Annotated in this window: 16 protein-coding genes and 1 pseudogene; 6 read left to right on the top strand and 11 right to left on the bottom strand. The window is 42.7% G+C overall.

The features are described from left to right. Nucleotides 1-240: 240 nt before the first annotated feature. Entirely contained in the window at nt 241-699 is a 459-nt protein-coding gene (locus AC07UV_RS09165) for a GNAT family N-acetyltransferase (RefSeq protein WP_282254361.1), read from the top strand. A 553-nt stretch (nt 700-1,252) separates the two neighbouring features. Beyond that, nucleotides 1,253-3,586 carry a TonB-dependent receptor gene (locus tag AC07UV_RS09170; protein ID WP_495183479.1) on the top strand — a complete coding sequence of 778 codons (2,334 nt, stop codon included), beginning with the start codon at nt 1,253-1,255 and terminating at the stop codon, nt 3,584-3,586. Here AC07UV_RS09170 and AC07UV_RS09175 read toward each other — a convergent pair. Then, nucleotides 3,552-4,661 (bottom strand): annotated as a pseudogene (locus tag AC07UV_RS09175) (PepSY-associated TM helix domain-containing protein); the annotation flags it as partial. The gene AC07UV_RS09170 and the pseudogene AC07UV_RS09175 overlap by 35 nt on opposite strands. Before the next feature lie 400 nt (nt 4,662-5,061). On the opposite strand from AC07UV_RS09175, the gene AC07UV_RS09180 reads away from it, so the two are divergent. Further along, nucleotides 5,062-5,799: a hypothetical protein gene (locus AC07UV_RS09180; RefSeq protein ID WP_495183480.1), complete on the top strand. Its 738-nt coding sequence runs from the start codon at nt 5,062-5,064 to the stop codon at nt 5,797-5,799. Nucleotides 5,800-5,829: 30 nt separating this feature from the next. After that, nucleotides 5,830-6,411: a hypothetical protein gene (locus AC07UV_RS09185; RefSeq protein WP_495183481.1), complete on the top strand. Its 582-nt coding sequence runs from the start codon at nt 5,830-5,832 to the stop codon at nt 6,409-6,411. A gap of 373 nt (nt 6,412-6,784) precedes the next feature. Here AC07UV_RS09185 and AC07UV_RS09190 read toward each other — a convergent pair whose 3' ends face one another. Next, entirely contained in the window at nt 6,785-6,976 is a 192-nt protein-coding gene (locus AC07UV_RS09190) for a cold-shock protein (RefSeq protein WP_223584858.1), read from the bottom strand. A gap of 695 nt (nt 6,977-7,671) precedes the next feature. Here AC07UV_RS09190 and AC07UV_RS09195 point away from each other — a divergent pair. After that, a complete protein-coding gene (locus AC07UV_RS09195) occupies nt 7,672-8,820 on the top strand; it encodes a cysteine desulfurase family protein (protein WP_495183482.1) in 1,149 nt (382 codons plus the stop codon). On the opposite strand, the gene moaCB is transcribed toward AC07UV_RS09195, so the two are convergent. From moaCB to AC07UV_RS09240, 9 genes are read right to left on the bottom strand one after another with little or no spacing between them, the layout of a single operon-like run. Further along, entirely contained in the window at nt 8,817-9,725 is a 909-nt protein-coding gene (moaCB, locus tag AC07UV_RS09200) for a bifunctional molybdenum cofactor biosynthesis protein MoaC/MoaB (protein ID WP_495183483.1), read from the bottom strand. The two genes, AC07UV_RS09195 and moaCB, sit on opposite strands and share 4 nt — an antisense overlap. A 1-nt stretch (nt 9,726) precedes the next feature. Next, on the bottom strand, nt 9,727-10,167 hold the full coding sequence (locus AC07UV_RS09205; protein ID WP_495183484.1) for a molybdenum cofactor biosynthesis protein MoaE: 441 nt from the start codon (nt 10,165-10,167) through the stop codon (nt 9,727-9,729). After that, entirely contained in the window at nt 10,160-11,266 is a 1,107-nt protein-coding gene (locus tag AC07UV_RS09210) for a ThiF family adenylyltransferase (RefSeq protein WP_495183485.1), read from the bottom strand. The genes AC07UV_RS09205 and AC07UV_RS09210 overlap by 8 nt, the downstream gene beginning before the upstream one ends. A 2-nt stretch (nt 11,267-11,268) precedes the next feature. Next, nucleotides 11,269-11,496 (bottom strand): MoaD/ThiS family protein, encoded by a 228-nt coding sequence (locus AC07UV_RS09215; protein WP_282254351.1) that lies wholly within the window; start codon nt 11,494-11,496, stop codon nt 11,269-11,271. After that, nucleotides 11,493-11,999, bottom strand: a complete 507-nt coding sequence (locus AC07UV_RS09220; protein WP_495183486.1) for a molybdopterin-binding protein — start codon at nt 11,997-11,999, stop codon at nt 11,493-11,495. Before AC07UV_RS09220 ends, AC07UV_RS09215 begins: the two co-directional genes overlap by 4 nt. An 8-nt stretch (nt 12,000-12,007) precedes the next feature. Beyond that, on the bottom strand, nt 12,008-12,742 hold the full coding sequence (locus AC07UV_RS09225) for a sulfite exporter TauE/SafE family protein (protein WP_495183487.1): 735 nt from the start codon (nt 12,740-12,742) through the stop codon (nt 12,008-12,010). A gap of 6 nt (nt 12,743-12,748) precedes the next feature. Continuing rightward, nucleotides 12,749-14,518, bottom strand: a complete 1,770-nt coding sequence (locus AC07UV_RS09230; RefSeq protein WP_495183488.1) for an NTP transferase domain-containing protein — start codon at nt 14,516-14,518, stop codon at nt 12,749-12,751. After that, nucleotides 14,515-15,495 carry a GTP 3',8-cyclase MoaA gene (moaA, locus tag AC07UV_RS09235; RefSeq protein ID WP_495183489.1) on the bottom strand — a complete coding sequence of 327 codons (981 nt, stop codon included), beginning with the start codon at nt 15,493-15,495 and terminating at the stop codon, nt 14,515-14,517. Before moaA ends, AC07UV_RS09230 begins: the two co-directional genes overlap by 4 nt. Nucleotides 15,496-15,500: 5 nt before the next feature. Continuing rightward, nucleotides 15,501-16,631 (bottom strand): XdhC family protein, encoded by a 1,131-nt coding sequence (locus AC07UV_RS09240; RefSeq protein WP_282254346.1) that lies wholly within the window; start codon nt 16,629-16,631, stop codon nt 15,501-15,503. 296 nt (nt 16,632-16,927) lie between these two features. Between AC07UV_RS09240 and AC07UV_RS09245 the strand changes: the two genes are divergently transcribed. Beyond that, nucleotides 16,928-17,398, top strand: coding sequence for a (2Fe-2S)-binding protein (locus tag AC07UV_RS09245; protein ID WP_495183490.1), 471 nt, complete (start codon nt 16,928-16,930; stop codon nt 17,396-17,398). Nucleotides 17,399-17,420: the final 22 nt, after the last annotated feature.

A 17,420-nucleotide genomic window follows, 5' to 3' on the forward strand; every position in this document is an offset into this window, starting at 1 on the left:
TTTATCTTTAATTGTTTACTATTAATTTATCAAAAAACTTACATGCTACGAAAAGAAATTAAACGCAATCGATTGTGCTATTTAATTCTGTAACAAGTTCTGCACTTTTGCGGCAATTTACAACGGCTTGACATTTGAACCGATTCTTGAACCACCAATTTTTGTATATTGCATTAACCGCTTATTACCCCAAATTTGAACAGATATAATTACACTTTAGTACAAATACAGCTCTTAGAAATGGAACTAAAAATCAGACAAGCACAGGAGAATGAAATCGATGTATTACTGGAATTTGAACAGGGCATTGTTGCAGCCGAGCGCCCCTATGACGAAACCTTAAAGGATGGAAAATTTCATTATTATGATCTGCTGGAATTAATAAAATCAACGGAAGCAGAGGTACTGGTTGCTGCAACCGGCGATCAGATCGTCGGATCGGGCTATGCCAAAATAGTCGACGCCAAACCTTATCAAAAGTATGCGAAATATGTCCATTTGGGATTTATGTATGTCAGGCCTGAATATCGTGGTCAGGGTATTAATAAATTGATTCTGGAGGCATTAACAAGCTGGGCAAAGGAACGAAAGATTTCTGAAGTCAGGCTTCAGGTTTATGATCAGAATGAAAGTGCAAAAAAAGCATATAGCAAAGCAGGGTTTAAGCCCAATTTATTGGAAATGAGAATAGAGATTTAGTTTTTTAAACAATGAAAGGCTCAACATTAAAAGCTATCTGGAGCGAATAGCGCTGTCGGAAGCTGTTTCTGGAGATCTGGAAATTTTGAAAAAGCTTACGCAGGCGCATCCAAAGCATGTTCCTTTGAAAATATAGATTTATTTACGGGCATTGTCCAAGCAATAGATACAGCGGATATTTTCCATAAGCTGGTCACTATCCGTAATAATGATGGCGACAAGAAAAGTAGTCAAATTACGAGCGAAGAAGAGCTGCAGTCTGTTTTGATAAACTACTTTAAGCTAGATACAACATCTCCCTTATTAACAACACTCTATACCAAGCTTAATGCAATTCAAAGTAGCTTTCAGGTTACACAGTGGGGGATTTGCACAAAGGTTAAGCACGCAGCAGGGACAACCGTGTTGTCTCTGCTGCGTGTAGAATAATGGATAGCTTATCATTATTTTTCTTGCACCTCTATTTAGATTTATTCAAAATAATGATATCTTTGGGAGGTTATTATTTTGAATTTATTCGGTACCATAATCATCTATCAGACCGCTACAAGAAATGAAAGTTAATCCATCTAAGCTCACAGTCGCGTTATTATCTTGTTCTTTTTCGTTATACCCATTAGTCTCCGCAGGGTCAGCAATTAGCAGCATAATCCCTTTATACAATTCGGTTCTCAATACACAACAAAAGGGTTCGATCTCAGGTCGGGTGGTCAATGCACAAGGTATTCCTTTGTCAAATGTGCATGTTCAGCTACATGGGGCAAAGAGCACCAAGTCTGACAAAGATGGTTACTTCAGATTAGCCGATATTGATTATGGTAGATACCATTTGACATTAAGCTCCGTGGGGTTTGGCAAGCTATCTCAAGATATTGAATTGCGCGAAGGGAAACTTGATTTAGAGCCCATTATATTGACCGCTGAACAACAGAGTTTGGATGAGGTTGTGGTGACAGCAAGTCGATTAGCGGAACATATTGATGAGGTACCCTCATCGATCACCTATATCGGTGGTAAGGCGCTCGATCAGCAACGACAGATCAACGATAATCTACCATCCATCTTGATGCAGAAGGTACCCAGCATTTCACCCAGTGAAGAAAGCCAAAATAACTTTATAGCAAAAATTCGTGGGCGCAATTTTTTGGTATTGATTGACGGTATTCCACAGTCTACTCCTTTACGCAACGGTGGGCGCGACTTGCGGACGATCGATGCCAGTGCAATCGATCACATCGAGGTTATTAATGGTGCTACTGCGATGTATGGTAACGGAGCCGCGGGAGGTGTGATAAACTACATTACCAAAAAACCGCAGAAAGGTAAAAAACTGAGTTCGTCAACCTATCTCAATAATTCATTGAATCTGGTAAAGCCGAGCGAAACTTATGCGTACAACATCGCTCAGGTATTTTCAGGGCAGTTAGACAAATGGGATTATGTTATTCAGGGTAAAGCTGGGCGTACCGGTGTGGTTCGGAACTCCGATGGGGCTGTTGCCAGTCCATTCTATGGACTGGGTGAGACAGACTCTTATAATGTCCTCGCCAAAATTGGATATCAAATAGCCCCTGACCATCATGTTGAATTTATGGGTAATTATTATCGTAGTTTACAGGACAGTAAATATGTCGGTACCAAGGGCGATTTCGGCAAATCTCCTGCTATTGGCATCCCTTCTGATACCATCATTAACGGTGGCACCCCTTATAATAAAGCATTTCATTTAAAGTACGATGGTCAATATGGAAAGACGGCAGCAAATTTGAGCTTGTACTATGAGGATATGAATACGGTCTTTGAAACTTACAACCAAAATTATTCTGACCACAAAGGAGCAAGGTTAAATTTTAATACACCTTTTCAGCTGGGTGCATCGACCAGCATGTCTCTGATCTACGGAGCCGATTTTCTGAAGGATCATACCGTACAGAAAACCATGAAAGATGATCTGGTTACACCAGATATGAATATGAACAATATCGCGTTTTACTTGCAGAGTAAATTGAACATCGGTGCTGATTGGATTCTAAAAGGCGGGGTGCGCTATGAAAATATCCGCTTTAAGGTGGGGGATCTGATCAAAAATGGCAAACTAACTGCTGGCGAAAATAATAATTCAGATGCCTTTGTATTTAATATCGCTACGCGGTACAATAAGTATAGTTACGCGCAACCTTTTGCTTCCTTTTCACAAGGATATTCTATCGGCGATGTCGGACTTATTCTGCGCAATGGTGTGCCATTGAGCCAAATTGATCCTAAGCCTGTTGTGGTCAATAATTTCGAATTGGGTGTAAATGGCAAGATGGATATATGGGACTACCAGGTGACAGGGTATTATAGTACGTCTAAGAAAGGGACCACTTTCGCGGAGACTTCTACGCCAGGCAATTACGAACTGAGCCAAGTACCACAACGCATTTATGGTATTGAGTTTGTCGGAAACGTAAAACCCGTTGGATGGCTATCATTGGGTACTGTGCTTGGCTATATGGATGGACGTCAAGATCTGAAAAATGAAGGCAGCTACAAAGATAAATTAGACAACTCCATTATTTCTCCGTTCAAGATTAATCTAAATGCCGATTTCAAGTTAACGGATCAATGGAATGTGTATTTGCAATACCTTCATTTGGGTGGGCGGGACGTATTTCCTACTTCAGAATATAATTATGGAAAATACCCGATTTCCGGTTATAATCTTGTTGATTTCCAAACGCGATACAAATATCAGAAATTTACCTTTTTATTCTCCATCAACAATTTATTCAATGCCGATTATTATCCCATCCATGCCGAAGTACGTGGTGCAACCAATGAGGGGCGCTATTACATCAAGGGAGCTGGCACTATGGCAAATTTAGGGGTACAGCTTGACCTCTAGGTCTACGCTTTTTTCTGGGAGTCGTCTTTTTACTGCTCTTGTTGAGCCATATCCACAGACCGGTTATGGGGAGGCTGGCCGCTAGGCAAACCGCTAAAAACACAACAATTTTTGAAGGAAGGCCAAATACGGAACCAACGTGAATGGGCTTGACCATCTTTCGCATTTGCTCGGCCAAAGGCAACTTGTTCATGGGTTTGTTTTTAATGAGCTTACCAGATCTACTGTCGAAATAAGCCTGATTGATCTGCAACAGTGCGCCAGCAAATGATTCTTTTGTCAATGAAAAAGCTAGATTTCCTTGATCCGGAAATGTCATTAGTATATTTCCAGGATTAGGATAAAGGTTGTTAATCTGCTGATACATTGCCTCAAGCGGCGAAAAGCCAACAGGAATTTCCAATGTTGGATTTTTTACTTTTTCTTTTATCGTCTTGACACCTGCACCAAATAGTCTAAAAAACTGCTTATTGTACCAGTCAAAGCTCCAGGTTAAACCTGTTAGGGTAAAAATAAGGAGGAACAATGCCGCATAGAATCCTCCCACAGCGTGAAAATCCCATACTTTTCTTTTGGTAGAAGCTGACATGTTAATTTTAAAACGTTGCTTGAGCAGAAGTTTATTTTTGGGCCACCATAGATAAATCCCGCTTATCGCAAGAAATAGGGTCGCAATGGCCGAAATCCCCGTAATGGTAGCTCCAATTTTGTCGATCAAAAGAAAGCGATGGATGTCCAATACTTTTTGAAAAAAACGCTCCGCCTGTGCTCCTTTAGACAAGACCTCACCCGTATAAGGGTTGATATAGGCATACCAATATTTTTCTTTTTTTGAGCCATATTGAACCCGATAACTCCTTGAGGGATCAGCGAAGATTTCTATACGAAAAAGCCTTTTATTCGGAAAAATATTTCTTGCCTCTGATACAACCGCATCAAGAGGTAGACGATTTTCTAGGACAACAACCCGCTGTTCTTTAGGCCATAGCAAAGGCGTCAGTTCCTTCTCAAAACTCAGTAGCATACCTGTAACACAAACGGTCAAAAAAATGAGACCAAAAAACAATCCGATATAGAGATGTAGTTGTTGAAATACCCTTTTTAGACTGTTTTTTTGGTCGTCTTATTTGCCATTGTTTTCGATAAAGTATGATAATGGGACAAAAGTACAGTATTATTAGTAATAATTCTAAACAAGAGAGATGAATTCGCATAAATATCAGGCTAGCGTTATCTATATTATTTATCTATCGTCCAACAACCGAATGCTGAAACACAGTATTGTAGATGTAGGTATGGAGAAAATGGTAGTAGAAACCATGATATAAGTGTTAGCGATTCAAGGGGGCGGGAACGACATGGGAAAACGTTTCTTTGCAATTGTTCAACGAATCGTAATTTTCTGTTCACGGATTTTAAACAGGAGGTCATGGATATTGTCGAATCGCTTATTTTTATTTCGAAAATTTATATAGATGAAAATAATTTGGATATGCATTCAATGGTTAGTGGTTGCCACCTTCATCGTTGTGTTCGTTTTTGTATTCAACAGTTACCGTTATCTGCTCTATGCCTTGATATGTTCTTCCGTGCTCTATTTTCCATTGACAAAAATAATTGCCAGCAAATTAAGCAATCCAAATGGTAGCAAGAGGGTTCGATATGATGTCAACGGAAAACGTGTAACAATGCAAATGAGCAAGCTTACCACCTTTGTCGTTTTATTGGTCGGTGTTTATGTTGTACTGGTTTCCGTCTTTTCCGTAAGTCCGCATTTGGAGCGGAAAGAGTTTATGGTCACGCATCCGAACTGGATCGCGGTAACACCTTCCATCCGAAACCTTGCCTGTAACATTCAACGCGGGAAGACAAAATACGCGTATCTCGATTTGGAATACCAGTTTACTGCCAGCAAACATTCGTATTCAAAAAAAATGGATAAGGTAGAAAAGTTGTATTCCTTTTTTCCAATTATCGGTCAGCGACGTTTTGAAGAAATGCGGATTGAATTGTTAGACAGAGCAACCAAAAAAAATGTAGCTAAAGAATACTTATTGTTTTATAATCCTAACGATCCAGAACAGCAAAAGTTTTTTCTAGCTAACGATAATTTCTATCCACAGGGATCATGGCTGTACAATATATTGTTTGTGTATTGCATCCTATTTTTAGTCATTGTAATTATAGCCTTTTTGTTTAAAATAAGACCATAATAGTAGCATGAAAAATCAAATTATGTAGGTATGAAAAAATGCTTAATATTGCTTGCAATTTTTCCTTTTATTAGCTGTAATGGACAAAATAGGCCACATACAAATGAGTTTGTAAACAGTTCAGATCTGAACGGGAAAGTATGGCATGTCGGTAAAAGCCGTGTAATGAATAAACGTGGCGGGATTATCTTTTCCGATGATGTCTATTTACATTTTTTGGACAAAGACAGTATTCAAATGACATACTCCCGGTATTCTCCAAGCATTGGTCTTAATACCATGAGGACAAATGGAATTTACCGAGTTGGCAGAAAAAACGAAGTTTCTATTGTTTTCTCTGAACCAAAGGACGCTTTTGGACGTAGTCGAGTTTCAATAGGTGGAAAAGAAGTACAGTTTTCACTATATGCAATCTGTTCTGTCAGAAATTCCAATGAGTCAGCATTCGATATTACCTCATTACAGCAAATTAAAACGTATCATTTTAAAATCGGCAAATATGTGACGAATGGTGATTTTATGGCGGAGCTTACCTTGTTGGACGACAAACAGGCAGTCTATCCTTTCGGAACTTACAAGTTTGACAGTAATAAAACGGCAAAGCAAGAATAATCAGGACGACATTGCCTTTTTGTTTTTTCGGGCTTCTTTCAACATCCAATGGACTATATTGATCATTAAAAAAGCGTTTTCCTGACGGGGAAACGCTACCAAAACTAATGAAATGATCAAGATAAACCTAGCAGCAAAGCTAATTGAGCTTTCGTATTTTTCTGGTCAATAAAAGAGATCTGGTATCCGCGATGGACCTCCGAAGGAGATTCGTTAGAATTTCGTAAATTACTGATTTGATGGACAGCTTAAAAGGAGCTAAGGAACACTCGATTAATTGATAAGGGGAGGAACAAAAAAAAGTGCAACAGATATCTGTTACACTTTCTTAGAAGATGCGCCATGCAACTTCGAGATTGAGTATTCTACTTAATTAAGCGATACGTACATTAGTTGCGTTAACGCCTTTTTTTCCGTTTTCCAAATCAAATGTTACGCTATCATTTTCGCGTACTTCATTGATTAGACCGGTAACATGTACGAAAATGTCTTCACCACCATCAGCTGGTGTAATAAAACCGAAACCTTTTGTCTGATTAAAGAATTTTACTGTTCCTTCTTGCATTGTATTATATATTAGTATTAAATTATTCATTATTAAACCCATCGAAAAGATACTGCTATCCCTGCAATGATAAATCCATTTGTTCGCAAGAAATGATGTTTTGTATTTTAATGGGCTTGGGTTTATGCAAGTTCAAAAAAGGTACTTCACCTATTATTTTGACAACAAAATTAGCTTCTGGAAATGCAAAAACTGAGCGGAAAGGGATACCTGACGATTTCAGAAAAGCAAAGGCGGAGCCTGATTATGTTACAAGTATAGGTATAAAATATTGATATATAATAGGTTTTACTTTTTTATTTTTAGAATAAATTCAATTATAGCCTTTACAAAGCATTAAGGCCCTTTTTATGCGATAATTTTTCTTGTTCAAGAAAATACACTATTCGACCTATTTATCTTGCTTTAAATGGGATCTGAATCTTGATCAAAATATCGTTATTTTCCTACTGCAAATGCATATCGCCATCCATGAGCTCCAAACGAGTATAGATATACGGCGGAATAACAAGTTCCTGCCGTGGCATACCGATGCTGAATTGTTGTACCTGCTTGCAAGCTAAATAAATCAGGTGAGAAGCTTTGGATGTGAATACTTACATTTGTATATCATTGGATTTCTTTACTGTTACTCAATTTTGGCATGTTACATTTATAGCTGTATAACAGGAGAAATTAAAAAAACAAGGGATTACATGGACTATAGCAATTCAAATTTTATCTACCTCGATTATAACGCAACAACCCCCATTGACGAACGTGTACTGCATGAAATGCTTCCATTTTTCGGGATCAATTACGCCAATCCGAGTAGTGCACATCTGTTTGGTATGACCGTACAGGATACCATCGAACAGGCAACTGAGGAAATAGCAAGCGCATTGGGTACGCAGACAAAAAATATCATCTATACTTCGGGTGCTACTGAAGCAATCAATCTGGCGATCCGGGGACTACAATTTTCTCCGCGGAAACATATCATCAGTATTGCCGTCGAGCATAAAGCTGTATTGGAAACTTGCGCTTTTATGGAGCGGATGGGATTTGAGATCTCTTATCTTACTGTAGATGAATTGGGGATGCCTGATCTAACTTTGCTGGCGGAAACCATCCGCGAAGATACCGTACTGGTCTGCTGCATGCTAGCGAATAACGAAACGGGTATTATACTTCCAGTAAAGGAAATCACCGAAATTGTCCATCAGCACAATGCATTGGTCTTATGTGATGCAACCCAGGCAGTCGGCAAAATGCCTGTTAACCTCCAGGAGCTAGCTGTTGATTTACTGGCATTTTCGGCACATAAATTTTATGGTCCAAAGGGAATCGGGGGGCTTTATATTGCCGATCATGCAAAAAAAGAGCTACTGCCGCTAATACAGGGTGGTGGGCAGCAACAGGGATGGCGTGGTGGTACAGTCAACACGACGGGGATTATCGGAATGGCTGCAGCCCTACGCATTGCCCTAAGTGAATTGGAGCAGGAGCAGCAGCGAATAGGTACGTTAAGAGATCTGCTAGAGACCGAACTACTGTCTATCGATGGGGCGTTCCGAAATGGTAGTCCTATCAATAGACTTTATAATACGACAAATATTTGTTTTCCCGGTGTGCTTTCCGAACAACTTATCATGCGGCTAGGGACAATCTCTGTGTCCAGTGGTTCGGCTTGTACGGCGGTAACTTCACGTCCCTCACATGTGCTCAAAGCGATGGGGCTCCCAGATCTCGACGCACTGTCTTCTATTCGCTTTAGCCTAGGCCGACTAAGCCATGAAGCGGAAATCTACCAAACGATCGAACGGGTTAAACAGCTCGTTCAAAAACTGAGAAATACGGACTAATGTCCTGTATTTTCCCGGACCTGAAAAACATGAAGAACCTGCGGAAATAATGCTTCAATGCTCTCGCGTACACCGTTGGGCGATCCAGGCAGTGTGAGTATCAACATACGGTCGGCAAAGCCCGAAATGCCTCTGGAGAGCATGGCCGTCTTGACACGTTGTTGTCCATACTGTCGTGCCGTCTCCATAATACCGGGTATATGCCTGGTTATATAAGGGGCCACGGTATCGGGCGTAATATCGCGATCGGAGAGACCTGTCCCGCCCGTAAAAACCAGGAGGTCTATTCCTGTTTGCTGATAGTGTTCCACACGCTCTCGTATTGCAGCAGGCTCATCAGCAACCACTGCATAGGCGATATCACGTAAACCTTGTTGTTCAAGAAGTTCAAAAAGGAGCTTCCCCGAAACATCTTGCTTGTGGCCCTTAGCAACCGAATCGCTACAGACTACGACTGCGGCTTTGAGCTGTCCAACCCAGGGAAGGGATTCATTACTCTTACCACCACGTTTCTCCAGCAAGCGGATACCGCCGATTTCCACTTGTTTGTCCACAGGTTTTAGCATATCATAGATGACCAAGGCGGCGACCGAAGCACCGTGCATGGCCTCGACTTCCACACCAGTTTTATAAATCGTATGTACCTCGACCTCAATACTAATCTGTAATCCTGCTAAGGAATAGCGAATGGCGGCATACTCGACTGGTAAAGGATGGCAGTCTGGAATCATATCGCCCGTTTTTTTTATGGCGAGTAGCGCTGAAGCACGTGCAAATTCAAATATATCACCTTTAGGAATCTGCCTTTGCTCGATCAGCCTGATGGTATTTTCGGATGAAACATTTACCGTAGCCTCTGCAATAGCCTTCCGTAGGGTGGCACTTTTATGTGTAATATCGACCATGTTATGTGTTAGTTTTCCATTGATGGGTATCGTCTTCAAATATTTCTTTGCCCCAGATGGGCATTTCTTTTTTAATACGTTCTACAAGCTCCCCACAGGCATCCATAGCTGCCTGCCGATGTGCTGAAGAAGTAAAAACAAAAAAGCAGATTTCACCGACCTGAACGAGCCCCTCACTGTGATAGACATGCATACAGGTCAAGGAGTATTTGTCGAAAACTGCTTCATGGATCTCCGACATCTTTGCCAAGGCCAGTTCCCGGTTGATGCTGTAGTCAATAGACCGAACAGTCTTTCCTTCCACCTGATCGGCCCGGATCTGTCCCAGAAAGATACTATGGGCACCTATTTCGGATTTACTGCCATGCATTACAATAGTTGATGCAATCTGTTCAGGAGCAATGGGCCCCTGAATAAATATATCCTTTTTTTGTTTAGTCATTTAAATAGTTTTTTAAGGCCATCATGCCACCATCCACATGAAAAATCTGTTGGTTGCTGTTTACCTGCTCATGGAAATACTGTGCCGCCGTCAAACTTCGTTTGCCACTCTGACAGATAAAGATAACGCGTGCGCTATTGATTTGTTCCAACTGCACTGGCAATGTGGCGAGCGGAATGGAAAGATGGGGCACAGGAAGCCGTGGCAATTCGTCGATCTCCCGTACGTCGACAAGCAACATATCTGTAGCATGCCAATGCGTAATAAGTTCCGCAGCAGTGATGACCTGTATCTGTCCAATTGCCGAAGCACAAGAATTGATATAATCGAAATCTTTTAATGCCTCCAATGTTTGGGGATAGCTGCTGCTTTCGGGGGTCGCGGGAGGCACATCAAAAGTAAAAGTACTATGATCGAGTAAATTGACAGTCATCAACTTATTCATCAATACAACACCAATACCAGTCAATAATTTGATGGCTTCTGTTGCTTGTAAAATTCCTATCATACCGGGTAGCACACCCAGAACACCGGCTGCATTGCAGTCTGGTGCTTCTAATGGACTTGGAGGTTGTGGGAATAAATGCCGGTAGCTTGTCTTAATACCCTGATCATCGGCTACATTGAATACAGCGAGCTGACCTTCATATTGATAGATAGCGCCAAAAATCAATGGTTTATCGAGGAGATGGCAGGCATCGCACAATAAGTAACGCGCCGCGAAATTATCTGTGCAATCCAAGATGACATCGTATGACTGAAGCAGTTCAGCAGCATTTGTAGACTTCAGTTGCTCCACCCAATACGTAATTTCGATATCAGGGTTCTGCAGCCGCAGTTTACGGGCAGCGACCTCAGCTTTGGCCTGACCAATATCAGCCGTATCGTATAACACCTGCCGATGCAGATTGCTCAGGTCAATCCGGTCATCATCTATAATACCGATGTGACCGACTCCGGCAGCGGTGAGGTATTGTAGGACCGGGCAGCCCAGTCCTCCAGCACCTACGACAAGCAGACGTGCTGCCTGTAATTTTTGTTGGCCCACTTCACCAAAACCCTGTAGCACATAATGCCTTGCATAACGCTCATTCCGCATATTTATCCTCCTGAATAGGGTGGCATCAAAGCCACGACGTCATTTTCCTGCAATACGACAGGTTTATTGATAATTGTATTATTGACAGCAATCAGCAGCTTACGATGGCTAAGTGCTGTATGCTGACTTGATAATACCGTCAGGAGCTCTTCGGTATCAGCTGCTGTGGTATAAAATTCCTTCTCCAGAATGTCTGTCAAAGCTCCAAATGTCTTTACCTGTACTTTCATTGCCCGATACGTCTAATGTGTATATTACGTAAGCCTTTTACATAGCGTCTGCCCGTGGCAAGGTCTGCGGTCGAAAGCAGCGCAAAAGGATCTTTTTCTTTACCATTGCTGGCCTGTTCAATATTGGTTACCAGTAAGGCCTGGTTACCAATTGCCGTATTGAACAACTCGTTCCATGAAAATACAACCTTATAGCCATCAGTGGCCTCACAGACCAGGTAGTATTCACTGAGTACCTTTGGTGATTCGGCTCCAAAAGGAATATCCTTCAGCAGATCTTTGAGCAGACCTCCCTGGATATTTTTAAGCGTAGAACGATAAGCCCCAGTATGGTTATAAATCCGGAGACTATCCACCGTATGTCCGGGAAGTTGCTTGATCTGATCCAGGCTCATGCTGGCCTGTTGCTTTCCCAAAACGGTAACAACGATACCTGAAGGTTGTTGCGCATACAGTACAATACACAAAAAGGATAAAATGAGGGTTGCAAACGTTATTTTCATACCATGAATTAAGCTGTTGTAAACAATAATTTATAGGCTGCCACCAAAAGCACGGTAGCGAGCACATATTTTAATACATCTTGATTTAATTTTTTTGACCCCAGATATGCGCCCAATAAGCCTCCAATGAATGCCACAGCGACATAAGTCCACATATGCGCATTGAATGAGATACCCTGTATGAGCATACCACCAAGTCCCGACAATGAATTTACAAAAATAAATGCAGCACTGATTGCTGCAGTCTGTTTTTGGTCGGTCCACTTGAGCAGGATCAAAAAGGGAGATAGAATAATCCCGCCACCAATGCCGATCATACCGGATAATAAGCCGACAACAGCACCGATTGCCAGTGCACCAAGGTTGTTGTAAGGTTTTAATTCATCTTCGGCCGGACTTCGAAAAAAGAAAAACCGAACGATCGGAAAGAGCAGCAGCAGGCCCAGTAAACGTTTGTAGAGATGATCCTCCAAGGTGATCATTCCACCAATGAAAGCCATAGGCACAGAAGCAACAGCCACCATCAGAAACAGATTACGTTTAAAATAATGACCTCTGTAATATTGTATAAAAGAGGTCAGCGACACAAAAAGGTTAAGTACCAGCGCTGTAGGTTTCATCTCCTGTGGTGCAATACCATACAGGGCCATTAGGGCCAGATAACCGCTGGCACCGCCGTGCCCAACAGCAGCATAAAGGAAAGCGAGAATAAACAGAAAAAAATAGAAGAGCTCAAAATGCATGGTTCCCTAGGTTAAAAGATGGATAAAAACTTCGTCGCCTGCGACGCAGCCATCCGAATCCTCCTCCAGGATCAACAGACAGTTGGCCTGAGCATAGGATTGTAGCCGATAAGACTCTTGTGCATGCAGAGGTTCGACGGCATGCCCATCATAGTGCGCCTTGAGGAAATGGGTCAAGCCGGGTTTTTTGCTATAAGTGCGGGTGGTATGTGTCTTGATGCAACGGTTGCGTTCGGGCAGCTGCATGATACGCTCCAATGCCGCTGCAACATAGAGATAAAAGCAGGTCAAGGCAGAGGAGGGATTACCCGGTAAGCCAAAAACCAGTTTCTGCTCATGTGTACCAAAAAACAAAGGTTTACCCGGTTTTTGACGGATACGATGAAAATGTTGTTTAACACCACAGCCTTTGGCAACATCCACCACATAATCGTAATCACCAACGCTGACGCCGCCGACCAAAAGGACAACATCAGCCTTTTCCAACGCCCCCTCAAGCGCTGAATGGAGTAGGTTTTTGTCGTCGCGCGCATGGCTGCTTTCCACCTTGTATATGCCCAACTGCCGTAAAGCAGCTTTGAGCTGATAGGAGTTGGATTCATAGACCTGACCATAACCGAGCGCTGTACCCGAGGATCTAAGTTCATCCCCGGTGAGAATAATATGTACAAGGGGAGCGGCATAAACCATCACTTCGGTACAGCCGATATTGGCGAGATAACCAATGGCAGCTGGGGTCATGGTCGTACCCGGGAGCATAGCGATACTGCCGGCTTCCACTTCGGATCCTGCGGGACGGACATTGTCTCCTAATGTTAGGGCGTCGTCCTGTATAAGAATTGTATTTGTTTCAGTTAGCCTTACTTTCTCCTGCATCACCACCGTATCAGCCCCTAAGGGCAGTGGTGCACCGGTATAGATGCGCATAGTCTGGCCGCTATGGAGTGTCCTTGTCGTAGTCGTACCTGCAGGGATCTTATCCACAACGGGAAGTTCCAGCGCCATGTCCGCAAAGCGGAGGGCATAGCCATCCATCGAAGACTGTGCAAATCCAGGAATAGCTTGTGCAGCAATTACCGTTTGTGATAGGATGTAACCCAATGCATCTGGAAGGGCGAGCCGTTCTTCCCGTGGAGGAGGCAGGTAATGATGAATGATATCTCTAGCCTGTTGGACACCAATAAACTGATGGGGGAGGCGGAAGTAATCTTCTTGGGTATCCACATCATATTTTGCTGCTTCATAAGGAAATATGATCCGATCATCGGGATGCTGTTCTGCAAGTTTCTTTGCTCCCTGCCGACCTTCGAGCTGCATGAGGTTATCAAAGTATTTTTTATCAAAAAGAACCGGTGCCCCCCATGTTCCGGAAAAACCTGTTGCGACAATACCCTTACCGCTGCTATCGGCAAGTTGAATTAGCTGTTGGAAGACATGTTGATCCACAAAAGGCTGATCACATAAACTAATAATACACCGGTCAACCTGTGGCTGATTTTTTAAAAGATCTTTTAATCCAACAATGATAGAAGTGGATAAGCCTGCCATCCAATGTGGATTGATCGCAACACTGACCTTACTATTTTGCAGTGCTGCATGAATCGGATCGGGATAAGCGCCGATAACAACACTTACGCTGACATCCGGAACGGTCATGGCAGCTCTACTGATACGCTTCAACAAAGGTTCACCTTCAAACTCAAGCAATTGTTTGGGAAGACCAAGCCGCGAAGAATTGCCCGCCGCCAATATAATTATACCTGTTTGCTTTGTCATCCACCAATCGTTATCATACTCCGATTTTTCAGAAAATCGGTGTCTATCTGTTCAAAATTTGTCATTAACTGTCCACCAAGTTCCTTGGACTTGGACCGTATATTTTCCTGGATCAAAGGCAACACTTCGCCACCAGCCCGCAAAGTTGTCAACAGATCTGTTTCGCCTTGGGAAAACAGACAGTTTTTAAGTTTACCATCCGCTGTGAGCCGTATCCGATTGCATCCCGCACAGAAGGGTGCTGTCATGGTGCTAATCAGCGCAATACGTCCTACATGATCGGCAATCGCAAATGCTCTAGCTGTATCGTGAGGGCCCGCGGGAATGGGGTCGGTAGGATAGACCTTATGAATTTGATGGAGGATATCAGCCTGTGTATACACTTGGTTGCTGGCCCATTTGTTTCCGCTGAACGGCATAAATTCGATAAAACGGATCTCTATAGGATTATTTTTGGTTAAGGCGACAAAATCGAGAATTTCATCATCGTTGACACCTTTCATGACAACCATATTGATCTTGGTGCAGATTCCATGCTGCAGGAGCAGATCAATATTGGCACGCACACGGTCAAAGTAATCTCTCCGGGTGATCTGAAAAAAACGTTCGGATCGTAAGGTATCCAGACTGATATTGATGCTTTTGAAATTCGCCGCCACAAGCTGGGGCAACATATCGTCAATCCGGATGCCATTACTGGTCATATGAAGTTCAACTGGAAGCTGGGATAAACGCTCAATAATAGCCGGAGCATCCTTCCGCACCAACGGTTCGCCCCCTGTTAGACGGATCTTGCTGATGCCCTGATCCACAAACAATTTGGCAAGTAGTTCGATCTCGTCGACCTGCATCAGCTGACCATGGGGTGTAAAATTATATTCTTCCTCCGGCATACAATAAAAGCAGCGCAGATTGCAGTTATCGGTAAGCGATATCCGTAGATAGTTGTGTATGCGACCAAATGTATCCTTGAGCATGGTATTTAACGTATTAGTGGATTTTCGGCATGTATTTTTGTTGCAAGAAACTTAAGAGAGCCACCTGATCGACCGCTTAAAACAGCCTTGATCTCAGCGATAACAGCAATTGCAATTTCGTCTGATGTTTCGGCTCCGATATCAAGACCGACAGGGCCATAAACAATCTTTTGCTGTACTGCGCTGAGTTCGATTCCAACTTGCTCCAGATCATCAAACATGCGGAGCAATTTGGTTTTCGGCCCCAACGAACCGATGTAGCTGGTCGGTGTGTGGATCAGCTCTTTAAGTAGTGTGAGGTCATAGTGATAATTATGCGTCATTAGTACAAAAACGGTCCAGGGATCTATACTTATTTTTTTTATGACCTCGTCTGCCGGGCCAATAATAACGCGGTCGGCTTTCGAAAATCGCCCCGTCGTGGCATGACTGGCCCGTCCATCCAGCACGGTAATTTCCCACCCCAATAATTTAGCCGTTTCCACAACAGGTTGTGTATCATTGCCCGCACCGGCAACGACCAGGTGTGTGGCAGGAGCGAGGTATTCAATAAGCACTTCCTTATTTTTTCCGGCTTCCTCAAAGGAAGCCAGCACAGACTGCCGTTTTGTTTTGGCTAGCCTGATGTGCTCCTTCAGTTCCGGCGATTGCGTATCTTCATGCGGTATTTCATCTGTTAACCCGACAACAAGCAGCCGGGTTCCGCCTTGTTCTACTTGTCGGTCAATTGAAAACTGGGTAATCAATAGGGCTTCTTGTCGCTGTTGCAATAAGCTTTCCAGCCATATAATTGGATGATCGGCCTGCTGTAGATCAATATATTCGAAAAGAATATGGACAATACCGTTACATCCAAGCTGCAGTCCGATTGCTGAACCTTCTTCTGTATTGGTATCGTAACTGACAAGCCTATTTTTTCGCTGATGAATGGCCAACAGTGCTTTTTTTAACGCATCACCCTCCAAGCAGCCACCACTAATAGCACCAGTCATCTGGCCATCTTCAGTCACCAACATACGGGCGCCCGGCCTACGATATGAAGATCCCTCCACCTTGACGACCGTGGCAAGTACCATAGCGTTATCTTCGGAAGCGGCTACACGCGCAGCTAAAACAATGTCTTTGATCTCTTTCATGCAATTATGGGCAAGACGGTTTGAACGTGGATATAATGATTAAATTGAACAGCTTTCTTATTACAATTCCGTTGATCAAATTTAACGATTTACACGGTAAAAAACACGAAAACTGTAATAATGGTAAAAACATCTGTAAAATGTATAATTATTTGATTAATTTAAATAAGATTTTGCAGTAGTGAATAGGTTGAAAGCGAATACATAAGTAAAAACTTATCGTATACAACGACAAGAAATAAAACCATTAAACCGATTAAATAAAAACTTGTAAGGACAAGAAAAAAATAACGATTATGGCAAAATATTCAATTCTGGTAAACGGTAAAAAGCACGATATTGATGTGTTGGACGATATGCCTTTGCTCTGGGTGCTCCGTGATATCATAGGTCTAAAGGGGACCAAATTTGGCTGTGGCAAAGCCCTTTGCGGTGCCTGTACCGTGCACCTCAATGATACAGCAATCCGATCCTGTTCATTTCCTATTTCTGCCATAGGCGATGGCAAGGTGACAACTATCGAAGGACTGTCTGAAAAGGGCGACCATCTGGTACAAGAGGCCTGGGAAAAACATATAGTCCCCCAATGTGGCTACTGTCAAACGGGACAGATTATGAATGCTGCGGCATTATTGAAAAAAAATGCAAAACCCTCGGAACAGGAGATTGAGCAGGCCATGCAGGGCAATCTCTGTCGCTGTGGCACCTATAACAGAATCAAAGCAGCCATCATGGATGCGGCCGGCACTCCGGTCACAACCGGCTAAGCCTTCACCAAAAAAGTAGAGA

The organism is Sphingobacterium sp. GW821-FHT03E03, assembly GCF_059420745.1.

Bases quoted from the DNA above. Each gene is read 5' to 3' on its own strand.
- AC07UV_RS09190 (WP_223584858.1), bottom strand. From the start codon at position 6,976: ATGCAAGAAGGAACAGTAAAATTCTTTAATCAGACAAAAGGTTTCGGT.
- moaCB (WP_495183483.1), bottom strand. From the start codon at position 9,725: ATGGTCGATATTACACATAAAAGTGCCACCCTACGGAAGGCTATTGCA.
- AC07UV_RS09220 (WP_495183486.1), bottom strand. From the start codon at position 11,999: ATGAAAATAACGTTTGCAACCCTCATTTTATCCTTTTTGTGTATTGTA.
- AC07UV_RS09195 (WP_495183482.1), top strand. From the start codon at position 7,672: ATGGACTATAGCAATTCAAATTTTATCTACCTCGATTATAACGCAACA.
- AC07UV_RS09240 (WP_282254346.1), bottom strand. From the start codon at position 16,631: ATGAAAGAGATCAAAGACATTGTTTTAGCTGCGCGTGTAGCCGCTTCC.
- AC07UV_RS09185 (WP_495183481.1), top strand. From the start codon at position 5,830: ATGAAAAAATGCTTAATATTGCTTGCAATTTTTCCTTTTATTAGCTGT.
- AC07UV_RS09170 (WP_495183479.1), top strand. From the start codon at position 1,253: ATGAAAGTTAATCCATCTAAGCTCACAGTCGCGTTATTATCTTGTTCT.
- AC07UV_RS09180 (WP_495183480.1), top strand. From the start codon at position 5,062: ATGAAAATAATTTGGATATGCATTCAATGGTTAGTGGTTGCCACCTTC.
- AC07UV_RS09165 (WP_282254361.1), top strand. From the start codon at position 241: ATGGAACTAAAAATCAGACAAGCACAGGAGAATGAAATCGATGTATTA.
- AC07UV_RS09225 (WP_495183487.1), bottom strand. From the start codon at position 12,742: ATGCATTTTGAGCTCTTCTATTTTTTTCTGTTTATTCTCGCTTTCCTT.
- moaA (WP_495183489.1), bottom strand. From the start codon at position 15,495: ATGCTCAAGGATACATTTGGTCGCATACACAACTATCTACGGATATCG.
- AC07UV_RS09245 (WP_495183490.1), top strand. From the start codon at position 16,928: ATGGCAAAATATTCAATTCTGGTAAACGGTAAAAAGCACGATATTGAT.
- AC07UV_RS09215 (WP_282254351.1), bottom strand. From the start codon at position 11,496: ATGAAAGTACAGGTAAAGACATTTGGAGCTTTGACAGACATTCTGGAG.
- AC07UV_RS09210 (WP_495183485.1), bottom strand. From the start codon at position 11,266: ATGCGGAATGAGCGTTATGCAAGGCATTATGTGCTACAGGGTTTTGGT.
- AC07UV_RS09230 (WP_495183488.1), bottom strand. From the start codon at position 14,518: ATGACAAAGCAAACAGGTATAATTATATTGGCGGCGGGCAATTCTTCG.
- AC07UV_RS09205 (WP_495183484.1), bottom strand. From the start codon at position 10,167: ATGACTAAACAAAAAAAGGATATATTTATTCAGGGGCCCATTGCTCCT.